General features: G+C 71.2%; 14 protein-coding genes and 1 pseudogene. 3 read left to right on the forward strand and 12 right to left on the reverse strand.

From position 1 onward, the window contains the following. Positions 1-32: 32 nt before the first annotated feature. Positions 33-1,271: an ABC transporter substrate-binding protein gene (locus F3J18_RS29865; RefSeq protein WP_166915755.1), complete on the reverse strand. Its 1,239-nt coding sequence runs from the start codon at positions 1,269-1,271 to the stop codon at positions 33-35. 295 nt (positions 1,272-1,566) lie between these two features. Here F3J18_RS29865 and F3J18_RS29870 point away from each other — a divergent pair, with 295 nt between their 5' ends. Continuing rightward, positions 1,567-2,988 (forward strand): ATP-binding protein, encoded by a 1,422-nt coding sequence (locus tag F3J18_RS29870; RefSeq protein ID WP_166915757.1) that lies wholly within the window; start codon positions 1,567-1,569, stop codon positions 2,986-2,988. Positions 2,989-3,030: 42 nt separating this feature from the next. Here the strand turns inward: F3J18_RS29870 and F3J18_RS29875 are convergent, their stop codons facing one another. Together F3J18_RS29875 and F3J18_RS29880 are read right to left on the reverse strand one after the other, a co-directional pair. Further along, a complete protein-coding gene (locus F3J18_RS29875) occupies positions 3,031-3,624 on the reverse strand; it encodes a YbhB/YbcL family Raf kinase inhibitor-like protein (RefSeq protein ID WP_166915759.1) in 594 nt (197 codons plus the stop codon). Further along, positions 3,612-4,544, reverse strand: a complete 933-nt coding sequence (locus F3J18_RS29880; RefSeq protein WP_166915761.1) for an MBL fold metallo-hydrolase — start codon at positions 4,542-4,544, stop codon at positions 3,612-3,614. Before F3J18_RS29880 ends, F3J18_RS29875 begins: the two co-directional genes overlap by 13 nt. Before the next feature lie 409 nt (positions 4,545-4,953). On the opposite strand from F3J18_RS29880, the gene F3J18_RS29885 reads away from it, so the two are divergent. Next, positions 4,954-6,057 (forward strand): aminotransferase class V-fold PLP-dependent enzyme, encoded by a 1,104-nt coding sequence (locus F3J18_RS29885; protein ID WP_166915763.1) that lies wholly within the window; start codon positions 4,954-4,956, stop codon positions 6,055-6,057. A 30-nt stretch (positions 6,058-6,087) separates the two neighbouring features. Here the strand turns inward: F3J18_RS29885 and F3J18_RS29890 are convergent, their stop codons facing one another. Then, positions 6,088-7,353 carry a styrene monooxygenase/indole monooxygenase family protein gene (locus F3J18_RS29890; protein WP_166915765.1) on the reverse strand — a complete coding sequence of 422 codons (1,266 nt, stop codon included), beginning with the start codon at positions 7,351-7,353 and terminating at the stop codon, positions 6,088-6,090. 418 nt (positions 7,354-7,771) lie between these two features. After that, complete coding sequence (locus F3J18_RS29895) at positions 7,772-9,007, reverse strand: fumarylacetoacetate hydrolase family protein (protein ID WP_240156455.1); 1,236 nt, start codon at positions 9,005-9,007, stop codon at positions 7,772-7,774. A 134-nt stretch (positions 9,008-9,141) separates the two neighbouring features. On the opposite strand from F3J18_RS29895, the gene F3J18_RS29900 reads away from it, so the two are divergent. Further along, the gene (locus F3J18_RS29900; protein ID WP_013697903.1) at positions 9,142-9,891 is read left to right on the forward strand and encodes an IclR family transcriptional regulator; all 750 of its coding nucleotides are present in this window, start codon (positions 9,142-9,144) and stop codon (positions 9,889-9,891) included. Positions 9,892-9,975: 84 nt separating this feature from the next. Here F3J18_RS29900 and F3J18_RS29905 read toward each other — a convergent pair whose 3' ends face one another. The 7 genes and pseudogenes from F3J18_RS29905 to F3J18_RS29935 all read right to left on the reverse strand — a co-directional run. After that, positions 9,976-10,218, reverse strand: a complete 243-nt coding sequence (locus F3J18_RS29905; protein ID WP_025098033.1) for a hypothetical protein — start codon at positions 10,216-10,218, stop codon at positions 9,976-9,978. Positions 10,219-10,235: 17 nt separating this feature from the next. Further along, entirely contained in the window at positions 10,236-11,624 is a 1,389-nt protein-coding gene (locus F3J18_RS29910; protein WP_166915767.1) for an FAD-binding oxidoreductase, read from the reverse strand. A gap of 71 nt (positions 11,625-11,695) precedes the next feature. Further along, positions 11,696-12,463 carry an SDR family oxidoreductase gene (locus tag F3J18_RS29915; RefSeq protein WP_230686106.1) on the reverse strand — a complete coding sequence of 256 codons (768 nt, stop codon included), beginning with the start codon at positions 12,461-12,463 and terminating at the stop codon, positions 11,696-11,698. Next, entirely contained in the window at positions 12,460-13,224 is a 765-nt protein-coding gene (gene rpiA / locus F3J18_RS29920) for a ribose-5-phosphate isomerase RpiA (protein ID WP_240154788.1), read from the reverse strand. Before rpiA ends, F3J18_RS29915 begins: the two co-directional genes overlap by 4 nt. Positions 13,225-13,282: 58 nt before the next feature. After that, positions 13,283-14,128 carry a MurR/RpiR family transcriptional regulator gene (locus F3J18_RS29925; protein ID WP_166915769.1) on the reverse strand — a complete coding sequence of 282 codons (846 nt, stop codon included), beginning with the start codon at positions 14,126-14,128 and terminating at the stop codon, positions 13,283-13,285. Next, the gene (gene gph / locus F3J18_RS29930) at positions 14,128-14,883 is read right to left on the reverse strand and encodes a phosphoglycolate phosphatase (protein ID WP_166915771.1); all 756 of its coding nucleotides are present in this window, start codon (positions 14,881-14,883) and stop codon (positions 14,128-14,130) included. The genes F3J18_RS29925 and gph overlap by 1 nt, the downstream gene beginning before the upstream one ends. Then, positions 14,880-15,206, reverse strand: a pseudogene (locus tag F3J18_RS29935) (hypothetical protein); the annotation flags it as partial. The pseudogene F3J18_RS29935 and the gene gph, both read right to left, overlap by 4 nt.

The raw sequence follows: 15,206 nt of genomic DNA on the forward strand, positions 1-15,206 counted from the left end.
CGCGGCCGACGCCGCGCCCGGCGCGGGCGCGCTCATCGCGCCGCCTGCTGGCCGGCGGCCGGCAGCGGCGTGTCGACCCATTCGGTGCCCGTCACCGGCACCGCCAGGAAGCGCCGGTACAGCTCGGCCTGGGTCGCCTTGACGTCGAGCGCCTTGAAGCGATCCGGGTAGAACCACTTCGCGAAGGCCTCGATCGCGATGATGTTGTAGGGCGAGTCGTAGTAGTCGTGGGCGATGCCGTGCACGCGGCCGTCGTGGATCGCCTTGATGGTGTCGAAGCCGGGCCGCGCCACCAGTTGCGCGAGGCTGGCGCGCGCGTCCTGCTCGCTGGTCTGCGCGCCGACGCGCAGCGAGGCCAGCCCCGGCTTGGTGCGCGAGCCGGTGGCGATATAGACGTCGGGCCGCGAGGCGATGATCTGCTCCATGCTCAGGTCGCCGAGCACGCCGGGCAGCAGGTCCGCCGCGATATTGCGGCCGCCCGCGGCGCTGATGAATTCGCCGAAGTTGCCCTTGCCGGCCGTGTGGCAGCAGCCGGCATCCCACACGCCCGCCAGCATGTCGATGAACACCTTGGGCCGCTGCGCCTCGGGAATCGCGCCGACCACCTGCTGCACGCGCGCCAGGTGCTGCTGGTAGAAGGCGAGGTAGTCGCTGGCGGCCTGCTCGCGATGCAGCACCTGGCCGAGCAGGCGGATGCTGGGCAGCGTGTCCTGCATCGGATGCAGGCGGAAGTCGATGAACACCACCGTGGTGCCGGTCGCCTCCAGTTGCTTGACCAGCGCGTTGTAGCGGCTCGGGCCGTGGCCCGCGATGCTGAAGATCGCCACGTCGGGCTTGAGCGCGAGCGCCTTCTCGTCGCTGATGCTGTCCTCGCTGGCGCGGCCGATCAGCGGGATCTCGCGGATCGCGGGGAAGCGCTGCGCATAGGCGTTGAAGCGCTGCGGGTCCATGGTCGGCAGGTCGCCCTGCCAGCCGACGATGCGCGCCAGCGGATGCTGGCCTTCGAGCAGCGCCACCGCCTCGAGCGTGCGGCTCTCGCCGAGCAGGATGCGCTTCGGGTCGGCGGCCGGAATCCGGATGGTGCGCCCGGCCAGGTCGGTGACGGTCATGGCGGCGGCCGGCGCGGCCGGGGCCTGCGCCATGGCCGGCGAGGCGCAGACGGCGGCGGCGCCCAGCACGATGGCGGCGGCCGCCAGGTTCGCGGCGCGGCGCGCCGGCTCGGCGAGCTTCAGGTGGGCGCGGGCCGCGCGGACGAAGCGGGAAATCGGCATGGTTGACATCTCAAATGAGAACGATTGCTATTTGTGCGTGGCCGACACTGTAGCGGCGCTTTGTAATGTCGGTGTGTTGCGCCGGGCGGCTTTTGTAATGGAATGTGTTGGCGCTCCGCGCCTTACCGCATTGCCTGCCGAAACCTTCGTTCGCCGGGCTCGCGCGAGCCTTGGCATCTGCTCGCGCGCAGCGGCGGTTCGCGGTAAGGTCGCGTCAGCGTCGCCGTTGCACGAGCGCCGCCGCGCCTGCCGGCGCCCTCGCCTGTTTCCTGGATCCTCTCTGCCCGTCACGCCCATGACCCTGCGCCTGTGGCCCGACTCGCTGTTCGGCCGTCTCGTGGTGACCCTTGCGGCCGGCATGTTCGCCGGCCAGTTGCTGACCAGCACCATCTGGTTCGACACCCACGATTACCGCACGCTCGAGATCCCCTCGCGGCTGTTCGCCAGCCGGCTGGCCGATACCATCCGCCTGCTCCGGAACGCGCCCGATGCCGCCACGCGCGAAGCCACGCTCGCGCGCCTGTCGGACGCGCGCTACCAGTTGCGCCCGGTCGACACGCCCGAGCCGGCGCGCGCCGCGCCGAACCTGGTGCTGCGCGCCACCGGCGGGCTGATCTCGGGCGTCATCGAGCGGCGGCTCGGCCAGCACGTCGAGCTGCGGCTGCTCGATGCCGAGCTGCGCGACGACGCGGGCCGGCATCGCGGCATCCTGAGCCTGTTCGATTCGCGCATGCCGATGGGCGACTTCCACCTGCAACTGCAGGTGCCGGGCCAGGGCTGGCTCGACGTGGTCGCGCACGAGGGGCAGGCGGGCATGCACAGCGAGCCGGGCACGCTGGTGGCCGACTACCTGCTGCGGCTCTACCTGGTGCGCCTCGCGGCGGTCTGCCTGCTCGCCTTCGTGGCGGTGCGCTTCGCGCTGCGGCCGCTGCGCAGCTTCGCGAAGGCCGCCGAGGCGCTCGGCCGCAACATCTACCAGGCGCCGCTCGCCGTCGACGGCCCGCAGGAAGTGCGCAGCGCCGCGAAGGCCTTCAACGCGATGCAGCAGCGCCTGATCGACAGCTTCGGCGAACGCACGCGGCTGCTGAGCGCCGTCTCGCACGACCTGCGCTCGCCGCTCACGCGCCTGCGGCTGCGCGCCGAGATGCTGCCCGATCCGCTCTGGCGCGAGCGCCTGCGCGGCGACCTGGACGAGATGGAGGCGATGGTACGCGCCACGCTGGACGCGGTGCAGGGCATCGAGATCACCGAGCCGCGCCAGCGCATCGACATCGATTCGATGCTGGCGGGGCTGGCCGAGGACGCGCGCGATGCCGGCCACGCGGTGCGTATCGAGGGGCATGCCGGCGCGCCCTACCCGGGGTTCGCGCGCAACCTGAAGCGCGGCCTGCAGAACCTGCTGGACAATGCGATCCGCCATGGCGGCGCCGGCGAGGACGAGGTGTCGATCCACGTCGACGAGCACGGCGGCTCGCTGCGCATCGTGATTCGGGATCACGGGCCGGGCTTGCCGGATCCGGCGCTGCTGGAACGCGTGTTCGAGCCTTACTTCCGGGCGGGCGGCCGCGAAGGTCGGCCGGCGCCGGAAGGTACCGGGCTGGGGCTGACCATCGCGCGCGGCATCGCCACCGCGCATGGCGGCACACTGGTGCTGAAGAATCGCGTGGAAGACGGGCGGATCGCGGGGCTCGACGCGGAGCTGGTGTTGCCGAGGTAACCGGCTTGCACCGGCGCCGCGATTCGCCAGCGTCGAGCGTCCTCAATCGCCGGTCGGCGCGCGGCGGTACCTGGCCACGTACTTCGCCTGGGCAATGACTCTGCCATGCATCTGATACGCGACGACGGCGGGACTCGCCGCCGGAGCCACCTCGATTCGTGCCACGTCGAGCGCGGACGCCGTCACGACATATCGATGCGATTCCCCCTTGGGCGGGCACGGTCCACCGTATGCGGACTCGCCGAAATCCGTCAAGGTCTCGACCGCGCCCGCCGGCAAACGCTTCGGATTGCCGGAAGCGCCGCTGTCGAGCGACGATTCGGACGGCGGGATGTTGACGACCGCCCAATGCGTCCAGCCCAGTCCTCCGGTCGGCGCATCGGGGTCGAAAATCGTCACGACCAGGCTCTTCGTGCCGCGCGGAACGTGAGCCCATGAAATGCGCGGCGATACGTTCTCCCCGTGACAGCCGAAGCCTCCATACACCTGCTGGTTCGAAAAGTACCCGTCGCGCAGGCCGTCGACCTCGATCGTGAACGACTCCGCGCGGGCTGCCGCGGGGGTCAGCGCCAGCGCAACGAACGCGCATGCGATGACGGACAGGGAAGTCTTCGCTCTCACGGTCAGTAGTCCCATACCACCGGCACGAAATGGAAGCCCTGGCCCTGCCTGGCCACGTGGCCGATCGAGGGGAACGCGACGTGCGCGGCGGCCAGCAGGGCGCCGGTTTCGACGGCTTCGTCGAGTAGCGCGACGCGCACCCGCGCCGCCTCTTCGGGATCGTGCTCGAAGCCGTTCTGCCAGTCGGGATGGTCGAAGTTGACCTGGAAGATCGCATCGCCCACGAAGGTCAGTTTTTCGCCGCCGGATGCCACGTCCACCACGCAGTGCCCCGGCGTGTGCCCACCCGTCACGCGCGCCGACACGCCCTTGGCCACCTCCACCACCTGGTCGAACTGGACGATGTTTTCGCCGTAGATCTCCACGAAGGTCGCGGCCGCCTTGCGCAGGGCGGGAGGCACGGTTTCCGGCATCACCGTCTTGCTGAAGTCCGGATCCTGCCAGAACGCCACTTCCCTGGCCGACACGTGAATGCGCACGTCCGGGCGCAGCCTGGCCTTGATGCCGGCAACGTTCAGGCCGCCGACGTGGTCCATGTGCATGTGCGTGATCACGATGTCGGTAATCGCGGCCAGGTCGATACCGGCCGATTCCAGGCGCATCACCGCGCGGCCGGCGCGCGTGAAATACTCGAAACCGTCGCCCACGCCGGAGTCGATCAGGATCAGCCGGTCGCCGCTGCGCACCAGCGCGATATTCAGCGCCCAGTCGAACATGTCACGCTGCAGGAAACGGCCGTCGAACCATGCGTTGCGCTCGGCTTCGCCGACGTTGGTCGACATGGTGGAGGTGGGCAGCGGCAGGACGCCGTCGCTGATCAGCACGACGTCGAGCTCGCCCACGCGCACGGCGTAGCGGGACGACACGAGTTCGCCTGCCTCTTGCCCGCCGAGCCTGGCGATGACCGGCCGCACATTGCGAGTTGTTTCGCTCATTTTCAATCGTCCAGTTGAGTCGTTACGGTGAGCCGCGCCGCACCGCGCGATACGCTTCGCCAGCACGGCTACGAGTGTCGCGCGCTTCGTTTTCCTGCTTGTCGAAAGCACGCGTGACAGATAGTAGTCAGCGGGAGCGAAGGCCAGTAGCACCGCGAATGCCCACGCGACGTTGTCCGGACGACAACAATCCACCGCGAATGGGCGCAGGCGCCAGAGCGACGATCTCGCCGCCGGCTTGCGAGTTCGCCGCCGACACCGGACGCCCCAACTTCGCATCGACGCTACTGGCTGCGCGCCGCGCGTCGAGCGCGGCGCCCGGCGTGTCAGACTGATCGATTCCCGGCGTGTGCCGCGCCGGACCTGTCCATCACGGGCCGCCCGCCCGCGCCCCGCTCTCGCGCTCGCCATGATTCGCCTCGATTCCCATCTGCTGCTCGATCCGCCGCCCTATCCGGACCACGGCTACGCGCGGCTCGCCGATCGTCTCAAGCATCTGCTCGCCACGCGCGGCGACCTGCTGTTCATCCAGGCCGAGGCGATGCTCGCGCTGGAGGCGGTGGCGACCAGCCTGGCGCGGCCGGGCCTGGTGGCGCTCAATGTCGTCACCAGCCCTTACGGCGCCTGGTTCGGCGCGTGGTTGCGGCGCGGCGGCGCCAGCGTGCACGAGGTCGCGGCCGAAGCGGGACAGGCGATCGAGATCGAGGCCGTGACGGCCGCCGCCGAGGCGCTCGGGCACATCGACCTGCTGGCCGCCGTGCATGCCGAATCGTCGACGGGCGCGCTGAACCCGCTCGCAGCGCTGGCCGCGCTGGCGCGTTCGCGCGATGCGCTGTGCGTGGTGGATGCGGTGGCCTCGGTCGGCGGCCACGAACTGGCGCTCGACGCACTGGGGGTCGATATCGCCGTGATCGGCCCGCAGAAGGCGCTGGCCGGGCCGGCCGGCATTTCGGCGGTAGCGCTCAACGCGCGCGCCTGGGAGCGGCTGGCCGCGCCCGCCCATGCGGCGCCTTCCAGCCTGTCGCTGGCCGGGCTGCGCCGCGACTGGCTCGAACGCGGCCGCGGCGCGCTGCCGGGCACGCCCGCGCCGCTCGAATTCCATGCGCTGGAAGCCGCGCTCGACCGGATCGAGGCGGAAGGCATCGCGCAGACCGTCGCGCGTCATGCACGGGCCGCGCGCGCCTGCCGCGACGCATTGCGCGCGCTCGGCGTGAGGCCCTGGATCGCGCGCGACGAGGCCGCCTCGGCGCTGGTCACCACCGCGCCGGTGCCGCCCGGCATCGACGGCACGCTGCTGATCTCGCATGCGCGCCGCCACGGTGTCGAGCTCACGCCGGGCGTGGGCGAGATCGCCGCGCGCGTGCTGCGCCTGAACCACACCGGCCTGCGCGCGACCGAGGACGCCGTGCACGCGAGCATCGTCGCCTACGGCAGCGCGCTCGAACAGCAGCGGCATCCCGTCGATCTCGACGCGGCGGGCCAGGCCATCACCGAGGCCTACGCGGCCGGGTGAGGACGACGCTCGACCTCGCCCGCGCCCTCGTCAGCCCCCCACCGAATAACGCAAGGCATCGCAGGCATCGGGATCGGTCCAGGCCGGAAACAGGCTGGACGGGTCGTCGAAGCCGTCGGCGATGCGCGCGGCCAGCGCGGGGTTGCGCTGCGCCGCGCCGAACAGGCCCAGCACGTGCGGCGCCGGCGCCATCAGCAGGGAATTGCTCCACTGCACCGTGTAGACGGCCTCGCGCCAGTAGGCGGCGAACGTCGACAGCATCCAGTCATGGCCGAACGGCAGGCTGCCGCGCGCGCTGATCGAGGCCACGTAGCTCGCGCTGCACTTGGCCGCGCTGTTCGCGCCCTGCCCCGTGATCGGATCGTGCAGCACCACCGCGTCGCCCATGCCGAGCACGGCGCGCCCGGAAGGCAGGATGGCGATCGGATGACGCACGGTGGGCGTGACCGAGCCGGTCAGCGTGCCGTTCGCATCGGTCAGCTCGACATAACGGCAGGCGTCGAGCTCCCAGGGCGTGAAGCGCCGCAGCAGTTCGAGCGAACGGCTCAGGTGGGCGGTGGCCGAGCGCACGTCGCGCCAGCCGTCCAGCGGGCCGCCCGGCATGGCCTCGAACACCGCCACGTGACAGGGCCCGGAATGCGTCAGCGCCGGCATCACGAAAATCTCGCCGGCGCCCGGCACGACATTGAAACTGACCGCGTCGGCGGGCCCGACGCGGCCGTCGCAATGCAGGAAGGTCAGCGCGAGCGAGCGCTGCGGCCCGCGGAACACCGAGCGCACCGCGTCGCGCTCGAACAGTTGGCCGAGCTCGCCCTTGCCGGTGGCCACCAGCACCAGCTCGTGCGAGGCGGCCAGCTCCTCCAGCAGCGCCACGTCGGCGGTGGCGATGCGCACCTCGCCCCCCTTGGCGCGCACGCTGCGCAAGGCGGCGGCGAACTTGATGCGCTGGTCGATCGCGGCCGCGCCGCGCGTGAGCGCCCCGCGCCAGGCGATCGCCTTGCCGTTCGGGCTGTGTGGATCGGCCACCGCGAAGCTGATCGCGTTGATCGGCGGACAGGCGTCGCGGCCATGCTCGATGCCGGCCTCGCGCTCGAGCCGCAAGGCGCTGCCGAACAGGCACTGGCTCGACATCACGCGGCCGCGCTCGACATCGTCCGCATCGCGCTCGGCCACCAGCGTGACCGCGTGCCCGCGCGCGAGCAGCGCCAGGCTGGTCTGCAGGCCCGCCTGCCCCGCACCGACCACCGCGATCCTGCGGCTGGCTCCCGCGGGCAGGGGCTTGTCCACTTCCTTCATTCCATGACTCCGTCTCTTCGTTCAGCGGCGGGCGCCATGCCCGACCTCGCGGGGGCGTCGCGCGCTGGTGTTGTTGCGTGTACCTGATGCTGAACGCGCGAGAGCCGGCGATTATTCCGCGCGATCGGCGGAATTCGGAACAGCGGTTCGAAACGGAAAGGACGACAGGAAGGAAGACGGAAGGCGCAGCGGGAAGCGAGAGGAAATGATCAGCGGATTGCCCGGCTCATCGTCGCGGCATCGGCGATGCTTCGGATACCGATGGGCTTCGACGAAGCAGGATGGCTCGGTTCGAGGTCCGCGCCGGCTTGCACCGCGCCGGTGCGGCGTGCCGGCGTGGACGAACCGGGCAGGCGGCGGCACGCATCGCGCGCCGCCGCCGGAGGGGAAGCCGACAAGGAAGCGGGAAAAAACCGGCTCAGCGCACCAGGCCGCGCGCGGCGAGATTGCGGAACAAGGCACGCGTGCCGAATTCCCAGGGCGCGACCTCGGTGCACAGCGAGACGCGATTGACCAGCGCGCCCAGCGAGGCGGTCGAGATCCGCACGCTGTCGCCCAGGTGGTGCGTGAAGCCGGCGCCGGCCTGGTCGCGGTCCTGGATCGGCGAGAACATGGTGCCGAGGAACAGCATGAAGCCGTCCGGGTATTGATGATGCGTGCCGCAGGTCTGTGCGACCAGGTCGAGCGGATCGCGGCTGATCTCGGACATGTGGCTCACGCCGTCGAGCACGAAGCCGTCCTCGCCCTCGATGCGCAGCGCCACCGAAGCCTGGCGCACCGTGTCGATCGTGAAGCGCGTGTCGAACAGGCGCACGAAGGGGCCGATCGCGCAGGAGGCGTTGTTGTCCTTGCACTTGCCCAGCAGCAGCGCCGAGCGGCCCTCGATATCGCGCAGGTTGACGTCGTTGCCGAGCGTGGCGCCCACCGCCGCGCCGCGCGCATTGACGGCCAGCACCACCTCGGGCTCGGGATTGTTCCAGGTGGAGATCGGCAGCAGCCCGACCTCGCTCGCGAAACCGACCGCCGACATCGGCTGCGACTTGGTGAACACCTCGGCGTCGGGCCCGATGCCGACCTCCAGGTATTGCGACCAGACGCCCCGCGCCTGCAGCTCGCGCTTGAGCTTCATGGCCGCCTCGGAACCCGGCACGACCTGCGACAGGTCGGTGCCGATCGCATGCTGGATGGTGGCGCGCACTTCCTCGGCGCGGCTCGCGTCGCCGGCCGCCTGCTCCTCGATCACGCGCTCGACCAGGCTGACCGCGAAGGTCACGCCGCAGGCCTTGATGGCCTGCACGTCGCAAGGCGCGAGCAGGCGCAGCGCGGGCGACGCCCCGCCATCCAGCTGCGCGGCCAGCAGCTCGCGCGCCGAACCGAGCGGCTCGCCCTCGGCCTGCCGGGCGAAGCCGGCCGGGTCCGCCTGGTCGAACAGGTCGGCCGTGGTCGGCGCCGCCGCCGTGATGTCGAACAGCTCGCCGCCGCGCACCACCACCACGCTGGGGCCCTCGAAGGCCGCGGTCTTGCGCCAGACGCGGCCCACCAGCAGCGCGTCGTCGAGATCGGCGGGCAGCAGGGCGTCGATCGGGTGGGCTTGGGTCGAGGGGGTCGAGGGGGTCGAGGGGGTCGAGGGGGTCGAGGGGGTCGGGGCGTTCATCGATGTCTCCAGTTTGGGATGCGCACGATGCTACGGGCCCCCTGCCCGGCTGTCCAAGGGGCCGGCGTATAATCCAGCCCGCTGGACACATCGACCGGGGCCGCCGGCCGGCGCCCGCCAACCACGAGGCCGCGATGCCCGACAAACCCACCGACGTGCCCGCCATCGCGCGGGTCCACGACATCCTCGAGGCGCTCAAGACGAGCCGCCGCCCGACCTCCGCGAAGGACCTGCTGGCGCTGACCGGCATGCCGCGCAGCACGCTGTACCTGACGCTGGAGGCGCTGGAGCGGCGCCAGTGGCTGGTCAAGATCGGCGACGGCTACGCGATCGGCGTGGCCCTGTTCGAGATCGGCAGCACCTACCTGCTGGCCGACTTCACGCTCGACGCGTTCCGTCGCGAGGCCGCGTGGTTCGTGGCGAAGCACAACGAGGCGGTGCAGATGGCCGTGCTGGATCGCGCCGAGGTGGTCTACCTGGCGCGCGAGGATCCGTCGCGCGCGGTGCGGCTGGTTTCCGACATCGGCTCGCGGCTGCCGGCGCATTGCTCGGCGCTCGGCAAGGCGCTGCTCGCCAGCCTCGACGACGAAACCGTGCAGATGATCATGCCGGCGCGGCTGCGCGCGCTGACCGAGCATTCGCTCACGCGCCGCGCCGACCTGCTGGCCGCGCTGGCCGAGGTGCGCGAACGCGCCTACGCGATCGAGCGCGAGGAGGCCTGCACGGGGCTGGCCTGCCTGGCCGTGTTCGTGGGGGTGTCCTCGGCGGGCAAGCGGATCGCCGTCAGCACCAGCGTGCCGGTCGACCGGCTCACGCCGCAGCGCGAGACGCGGCTGCTGGTCGACCTGACCACGCTCGCGCAACGCGTGGCACGCGGGCTGTGACGACGAGTCGTCGACAAGGCGGCGGCCGAATGCCGCCGCGCTTCCCGCCATGCTTCCCGCCCGCGAGCCTGCCCCCCGCCGCGCCTAGGCCGCCCGGCGCCGCCTGGGCCCGCGCCCCGCGGCCAGCCGCGCCTCGCGCACCGCGCGATCGAAACTCTCCTCGGTGGCGACGTGCCGATGATCGACGCTGACCAGCCACTGGCCGCCCGCCTGGCACCAGCGGATCCGCCGCTCGTCCACCAGCAGGGAGAACCAGCGCCACAGATCGGCATCCTGCGCGTTCGCGTCGGTGGCGGCGTGGCGACGCGCGTGATCGAGCCCGTTCATCCCCTCAGGCTCGCCGGCTAGAAGATCTTGCCGGGATTGAGCAGGTTACGCGGGTCGAGCGCCTGCTTGATGGCGCGCATCGCGGCGATATCGGTCTCGCGCCGGCACTGCCCCAGGTGCTCGCGCTTCTTGGTGCCGATGCCGTGCTCGGCCGAGATCGAGCCGCCGAATTCGCCGGTGATGGCATAGACGATCGCGTCGATCTCCTCGTGGCGATGCCGGTCCATGCCCGGCACGTCCACCACGACATGGATGTTGCCGTCGCCGAGATGCCCGTAGGTCATCACCAGTGCATCGGGCCAGCGCGCGCGCAGCCGCGCCTCGAGCCGCTGCGCCGCCTCGCCGACCTGGGCGATCGAGAAACTCACGTCGTAGGCGGCGTGATCGGGAATGAAGCGCTGGTACTCGCCCGGCGCATCGCGGATCGCCCAGAAATCGCGGGCATGCGCCTCGGACGAGGCGATCGCCGCGTCGGTCACGATCTCCTCGCCGAGCATCTCGGCCAGGAATTCGACGAAGCCCTCCTCGTGCCGCGCCGGATCGGTGCCGACGCTTTCCAGCAGCACGTAGAACGGATGCGCGCCCGCCAGCGGCGCGCGCAAGTTCGGCAGGTTGGCGAGCACCGCGTCGTGATAGCCGGCCCACATCACCTCGAAGGCCGACACGCCGGCGGCGAGCCCCGCCTGGGCGCGCGCCAGCAGCGTGGTGACCGCCGCGAAATCGGGCAGCCCGCACCAGGCGGTGGCCACCGCGGTGGGCCGGGGCCGCAGCCGCAGCACCGCGCGCGTGATCACCGCCAGCGTGCCCTCGCTGCCGATCAGCAGGTGCCGCAGGTCGTAGCCGCTGTTGTTCTTGATCATCTTGTCGAGGCCGCCCACCACCTCGCCGCTGGCCAGCACCGCCTCCAGGCCGAGCGCCTGGTCGCGCATCATGCCGTACTTGATGACGCGATTGCCGCCCGCGTTGGTGGCGAGGTTGCCGCCGATCGTGCAACTGCCGCGCGCGCCGAGGTCGAGCGGGAAATAGAAGCCGGCCGCGGCGGCCGCGTCCTGCACGCTCTGCAGCACCGCGCCGGCTTCCACCGTCATGGTGCCCGACACGGCGTCGATCTCGACGATGCGGTTCATCCGCTCCAGGCTCAGGGCCACTTCGCCGCCCAGCGCGTTGGCGCTGCCGACCAGCCCCGTCAGCCCGCCCTGGGTGACGACCGGCAAGCCGTGCCGCGAGCAGATCGCCAGCGCCCGCGACACCTCCTCCGTGCTGCGCGGGCGCAGCAGCGCGCGCGGCCGCGCCCCGCCGATGCCGCTCCAGTCCTCCACGCGGCGATCGCCGAACTCCTCCGGCAGCGCGACGATCTGCGCGCCGAGCGCGTCGCGCAACGCGGCGACGCCTTCCTCGATGGTCATGATGGTTCTTTCCGCAATTGAGTCGATGGGTCGATACGATTTCCGGCTGCGCTGGCGCCGCCGCCCTGCCCTCACCAGACCGTGTAGCCGCCGTCCATCACCAGGTCCGTGCCGGTCACGAAGGCGCTCGCGCGCGAGGCCAGGAAGATCACCCCCGGCGCGATCTCCTCGGGCCGCGCCATGCGCGCGAGCGGCGTGCCGCCGAGCCATTGCTCGCGCCAGGCCTGGTTGTCGAAGCCGCGCTGGGTCAGCTCGGTGCCCACGTAGCCGGGCGAGATGGAGTTGACGCGAACGCCGTCGGCGGCCCATTCGGCGGCCAGCGAGCGCGTCAGGTGGATCACGCCCGCCTTGGAGGCGTTGTAGGACGCCTGCGGCTGCGGCTTGTTGACGATCGAGCCGCTCATGCTGGCGATATTGACGATGCGCCCCGAGCGGCGCGGCAGCATGTGGCGCGCCGCGCTGCGCGCGCAATAGAACACCCCGTCGAGATTGACGGCCAGCACCGCGCGCCAGGCCGCGTCGTCGGTGTCGAGCGCGGGCGCGTTGCGCACCACGCCGGCGTTGTTGACCAGCACGTCGAGGCGCCCGTGGCGCGCCACCACCGCGTCGAAGGCGGCATCGACCGAGGCCGAGTCGGTCACGTCGAGCTGCACGAAACCGCCGCCGATCTCGTCGGCGGCATGCTGGCCGAGTGCGGCGTCGCGATCGGCGATCACCACCGTCGCGCCGGCCTCGGCCAGGCCGCGCGCGATGGCGCGGCCGATCCCCTGGGCACCGCCCGTCACCACGCAGATGTCGCCGTCGAGCCGGAAGCTGTCGAGCATCGCGGGCCCGCTCACGACGCGCTCCCGGCGAAGCGCACGATCTCGGCGCGGCCGTCGGCGTAGCCGACGATCATCTCGCTGGCGATGCCGACGAACAGGCCGTTCTCGACCACGCCGGGAATCGCGTTGAAGCGCGGCGCGAGCGCGCGCGGCTCGGCGATCGCCTCCAGATGGCAGTCGAGGATCCAGTTGCCGCTGTCGGTCACCACCAGTTGCCCATCGCGCATGCGCCGCTCGATCCTCACCGCGGGCGCGAAACCGGCCGACACGAACAGTTCGCGCAGCAGCCGTTCGGTGCTCTGCCAGCCGAACGGGATCACCTCGATCGGCAGCGGGAACCGCCCCAGCGTGTCGAACACCTTCTTGTCGTCGACCACCGCCACCATCTTGCGCGAGGCCGCCGCGACGATCTTCTCCCACAGCAGGCAGGCGCCGCCGCCCTTGATCATGCTGCCCTCGCGATCGATCTCGTCGGCGCCGTCGATGGTCACGTCGAGGCGGTCGATCTGGCCGAGGTCGGTGAGCGGCACGCCGAGTTCGAGCGCCAGCTCGCGCGTGGCGTTCGAGGTCGGCACGCCGACGATCTCCAGGCCGTCGCGCACGCGCGGCGCGAGCGCGCGCACGAACCAGTGCGAGGTGGTGCCCGAGCCGAGCCCGACCTTCATGCCGGATCGCAGGTAGTGATCGACGGCCTTGATGCCCGAGACCAGCTTGGCCTCGTCCTGCTTGTTGGCGGGCTGCAGGTGGGCATAACCCGGTTCGATGTGCGTGCTCAATCGTGTCTCCGTTCTGAAAGGTCGGCGGATCTCGCCGGCGCCATGCGCGGCGCCGGGCTCAGTCCATGAATTTGTCGGTGAACCAGGGGTCGAGCGCGGCCAGGTTGTCGGGCAGCTCGCGCCCTTGCCTCAAGCCCAGCATCGCCACCAGCATGTTGACCACCAGCAGGTGGTTGATGCGCGCCGTCAGCGGCGTGTACAGCTCGGTGTTCTCGTAGGCCGGCACCGCGATGGTCAGGTCGCAGGTCTGCGCCAGGCGCGAGCCGGGCGCGCAGATCGCGATGGTCACCGCGCCCTTGCCCCTGGCCATCGCCGCGGCCATCACCAGCGACTTGGTGGAACCCGAATGCGAGAAGAACACCGCCACCTCGTCGTCGCGCAGGGTGGGCGCGAGCAGCAACTGGCGCTGGCTCTCCAGCACCACGCGGCAATGCAGGCCGAGCCGGAAGAACTTGTGCTCGGCGTCGAAGGCGATCGTCTCGGAGATGCCGAGCCCGAACAGGAAGATCCCCTTGGCCGCGATCAGGTGCGTGACGGCGCGCTCGATGGCGGCCGAATCGACGTCCGAGGCGAAGCGCTGGATCGCGTGCAGCGAGTTGTTGACGATCTTGCCGCAGACGTCGGCCGGCGTGTCCTCGCCGGTGATCGCCTCGTAGTCGAACGGCGCCTGCGGAATCAGGCCCTGGCCGAAGCGGACCTTGAAGTCCTGGTAGTCGACGCAGTCGAAGCGGCGGAAGAAGCGCACCACGGTCGGGTCGCTGGTCTGCGCGGCCTCGGACAGCTCGGCCATGCTCATCTTGAGCGCCGCCTCCGGCGCGTTCAGCAGCACGTCGGCGATGCGCATGGTGGCGCCCGTCAGCGACGGGCGTTCCAGCGCGATGCGGCGCAACAGGTCGTTTTTCATCAGGCTCCCGGCTCGCGCGGGGCATTGAGCGCCGCGCAGCGTGTCACAAGTTCGGTAAAGGATTCGAGGCGCGCGCCGGCCGCCACCGGCACGCCGGGGCCGGTGCCCCAGTTGACGATCAGGCAGCGCACGCCGGCCGCCTCCGCGCATTGCGCGTCGATGCGGGTGTCGCCCACGTAGAGCGTGCGCGAGGGCGAGGCCTCGAGCTGCTCCAGGGTGGCGAGCAGGTGGCGCGGATGCGGCTTGCGCTCGGCGAGCGTATCGCCGCCCACCACGGCTGTGAAGTATCGCGCGATTCCGAAGTGCTCGAGCACGGCCAGCGCCAGGCCCTGCGCCTTGTTGGTACAGACGCCGAGCCGCAGCCCGGCCGCGTGCAGGGCCGGGATCGCCGCCAGCGCGTCGGCGTAGACGGTGGCGTGCGCCACCGGATGGCGCCGGTAGATCGCCAGGTAGGTCTCGACGTCGGCCGCCACGCGCGCGGGTTCGAAGTGCAGGCCCAGGCCCCGGTAGAGCTTGTCGATCAGGCCGAACGAGCCCTCGCCGATGAACTGCTCGACGAAGCGGACCGTCTGCGGCGGCAGGCCGTGGGTGGCGAGCAGGCGGTTGACCGCCGCGGTGATGTCGGGTGCCGTGTCGACGAGCGTGCCGTCGAGGTCGAACACCACGGCCTCGACGCCGGCCTGGCGGTCGAGCGGGTCGAGCGGGTCGAACTGCACGGGCGACTGCCCGAGCGGGCGGCTGGCGGAACGGGTCATGGGCGCGTGGCCTCCGGTGAGGGCCGGCCGGGGTCGCGGCCGCCGAGGGATGCGGGCGGAGCAGGCTCCGCGGCGATCTGCTGGAACACGGGGCGCAGCGTGTCGTAGAGCGTGCGCAGCGTGTCGAAACGGGCGTCGTAGAGCGCGCCGAGCCTGCTGTCGGGCGCCACGCGCGAGGTCACGGCCAGCGTGCCGGCCGCCTCGTCGAGCGAGGCCCACCAGCCTGCGCCGACCCCGGCCGCCAGCACCGCGCCATAGGCGCCGCCCTCGGCCGCGCCGGTGACGGTGGCCACCTCGCGCTGCAGCACGTCGGCCAGCAGCTT

Origin of the sequence: Burkholderia sp. Ax-1720 (assembly GCF_011753035.1) — a bacterium.
GTDB lineage: Bacteria > Pseudomonadota > Gammaproteobacteria > Burkholderiales > Burkholderiaceae > Burkholderia > Burkholderia gladioli.